The 2781-nt window shown below is 72.2% G+C and carries 2 protein-coding genes and 2 pseudogenes; 2 read left to right on the top strand and 2 right to left on the bottom strand.

Annotated features, from left to right (window positions below; genetic code table 11):
* Positions 1 to 252 (bottom strand): annotated as a pseudogene (locus tag VIU94_RS40250) (D-alanyl-D-alanine carboxypeptidase/D-alanyl-D-alanine endopeptidase); the annotation flags it as partial.
* 102 nt (positions 253 to 354) lie between these two features.
* Here VIU94_RS40250 and VIU94_RS40255 point away from each other — a divergent pair.
* Positions 355 to 846: an inorganic diphosphatase gene (locus VIU94_RS40255; RefSeq protein WP_331919872.1), complete on the top strand. Its 492-nt coding sequence runs from the start codon at positions 355 to 357 to the stop codon at positions 844 to 846.
* A 133-nt stretch (positions 847 to 979) separates the two neighbouring features.
* Complete coding sequence (locus VIU94_RS40260) at positions 980 to 2647, top strand: threonine/serine exporter family protein (protein ID WP_331919874.1); 1668 nt, start codon at positions 980 to 982, stop codon at positions 2645 to 2647.
* Positions 2648 to 2704: 57 nt separating this feature from the next.
* On the opposite strand, the pseudogene VIU94_RS40265 reads toward VIU94_RS40260, so the two are convergent.
* Positions 2705 to 2781, bottom strand: a pseudogene (locus VIU94_RS40265) (GNAT family N-acetyltransferase); the annotation flags it as partial.

Below are 2781 nucleotides of genomic sequence, written 5' to 3' on the forward strand. Positions count from 1 at the left end.
GTCGCCGGAGCCGAGCGCGGTGAGGACGCCGGGGGCGCTGGGGGCGGGCTCGGGGGCCGGCGGGAGGCCCTCGGCGGCGCGGGCGACGGCGTGATGTGCGCCACCTGTGCGTTCCGCGGCGACTGCCCGGCTGCGCTCGGCCTTACGCTGACCGGAGTCCCAGGGACCTGCGGCGGCCGCTGCTGCGGAGGCCAGGACGAGTCCCAGGACGGCCGAGCCGGCCGTGAGCTGCCACAGTCTCGGCTCCGGCATTGCTGACCAGCCCCTTTCGCGATCACACACCTGCGTGAGGGACACTTAATCACCGCGCGCCGTCGCGAGCATTGACATGTGTTGATTCAGGAGGAGCCACCCGTGGAGTTCGACGTTCTCATCGAGATCCCGAAGGGGTCGCGTAACAAGTACGAGGTCGACCACGAGACGGGTCGCATCCGCCTGGACCGCCGCCTGTTCACGTCGACCGCCTACCCGGCGGACTACGGGTACATCGAGAACACCCTGGGCGAGGACGGTGACCCGCTGGACGCGCTGGTCATTCTCGACGAGCCGACCTTCCCGGGCTGCCTCATCAAGTGCCGCGCGATCGGCATGTTCCGCATGACGGACGAGGCCGGCGGCGACGACAAGCTGCTGTGCGTCCCGGCGACGGACCCGCGTGTGGAGCACCTGCGTGACATCCACCACGTGTCGGAGTTCGACCGCCTGGAGATCCAGCACTTCTTCGAGGTCTACAAGGACCTGGAGCCGGGCAAGTCGGTCGAGGGCGCCGACTGGGTCGGCCGCACCGAGGCCGAGGCCGAGGTCGAGAAGTCGTACAAGCGCTTCCAGGAGCAGGGCGGCCACTGAGCCGGTACGGCCCCCACGCTGTCCGCGACGGGCGGCGCACCCACACCGGGTGCGCCGCCCGTCGCGCGTTCATACTGGGACCGACCGAGTGCCGGGCGGGCCGAGTGCCGGGCAGGGAGTGAAGGCGGAACGAGTGGTGGCGAGGCCGGACGGCCCGGAGGAACCCGCGGAGGACCGGAAGCCGCAGAGCGACGAGGCACGGAGCGCCTTCATGCCGCCGGCCGGGGTCGAGCAGCCCGCCGTGCCGGAGGAGGAGCATCCGACCTCCGAGTTCGCGCTCCCGGAGGGCTTGGAGGGCCTGGAGCCGGAGCCCGCGGCCGAGCAGGAAGGTTCCGCCTTCGTGCCGCCGTCGACGTACACGGCGAAGACGTCCCCGCCGGCGTTCACGCCCGTGCACGGCATCCCGATGGTGCGGCTGTCGAAGGACGCCCCGTGGCAGGACCGGATGCGGACCATGCTGCGGCTGCCGGTCGGGGAGCGGCCGGTGCCGGAGCAGGCGCCGAAGGAGGGCGCCGCCGGGCCGAACGTGCCGCGCGTGCTCGACCTGACGCTGCGTATCGGCGAGCTGCTGCTGGCCGGCGGCGAGGGCGCGGAGGACGTCGAGGCGGCGATGTTCGCGATCTGCCGCTCGTACGGTCTGGACCGCTGCGAGCCGACGGTGACGTTCACGCTCCTGTCGATCACGTACCAGCCGTCGCTGGTGGACGCGCCCGTCACCGCGAACCGCACCGTGCGCCGGCGCGGCACCGACTACACCCGCCTGGAGGCGGTGTACCAGCTGCTCGCCGACATCAACGCGGAGGACCACGAGGTCGCGCCGGAGGAGGCGTACCGGCGGCTCGCGGAGATCCGGCGCAACCGGCACCCGTACCCGGGCTGGGTGCTGACGACGGCGGCGGGGGTCCTGGCGGGCGCGGCCTCGGTGCTGCTGGGCGGTGACCTCACGGTCTTCTTCGTGGCGGCGCTGGGCGCGGTGCTCGGCGACCGGCTGGCGTGGCTGTGCGCGGGGCGCGGGCTGCCGGAGTTCTACCAGTTCCTGGTGGCGGCGATGCCGCCGGCCGCGATGGGAGTGCTGCTCACGCTGCTCCACGCGGACCTGCGGCCCTCCGCGGTGATCACCGGTGGCCTGTTCGCGCTGATCCCGGGGCGGGCGCTGGTCTCGGCGGTGCAGGACGGTCTGACCGGCTTCTACATCACGGCCTCGGCCCGGCTCCTGGAGGTCGGGTACTTCTTCGTGGCGATCGTGGTCGGCGTGCTGTCGGTGCTGTACGTGGCCGTGCAGTTCGACGCGAACCTGAATCCGGAGGGCGTGCTGAAGCCGGTCGAGCGGCCGGTGGTGCAGATCGCCGCGGCGATGGTGCTCTGCCTGACGTTCGCGATCCTGCTGCAGCAGAGCCGGGCGACGGTGCTGTTCGCGACCCTGAACGGCGGCGTGGCCTGGGTGGTGTACGCGTCGATCGCGGTGACGGCGGGCGGCTCGTCGGTCATGGCGACGGCGGTGGCGGCCGGCCTGGTGGGTCTGTTCGGCCAGCTGATAGCCCGGTACGAGCACACCTCGTCGCTGCCGTACGTGACGGCGGCGATCGGGCCGCTGCTGCCGGGCTCGGCGACGTACTTCGGTGTGCTCGCGCTCGCCCAGAACAACCTGGACCAGGGCTTCGGCTCGCTGGCGAAGGCGGCGGCGCTGGCGCTGGCGATCGCGATCGGGGTGAACCTGGGGGGCGAGCTGGCCCGCATGTTCATGCGGGCCCCGGGCGCGCGCGCGGCCCGCCGCGCGGCGAAGCGCACGCGCGGCTTCTGAGCCGGCTCTCAGCCCATGGGCTCTAGGCCTATCCGACCCTGATCCGCCGGACAGGCCCTAACGCGTCAGGAACGCCAGCCGGGCCTTCTTCTCCGGGATGAAGACCTCCGGCAGGTCCACCTCCGGCAGCACGA

The sequence above is a fragment of the Streptomyces sp. genome (genome assembly GCF_036566765.1).
Classification (GTDB): Bacteria; Actinomycetota; Actinomycetes; order Streptomycetales; family Streptomycetaceae; genus Streptomyces.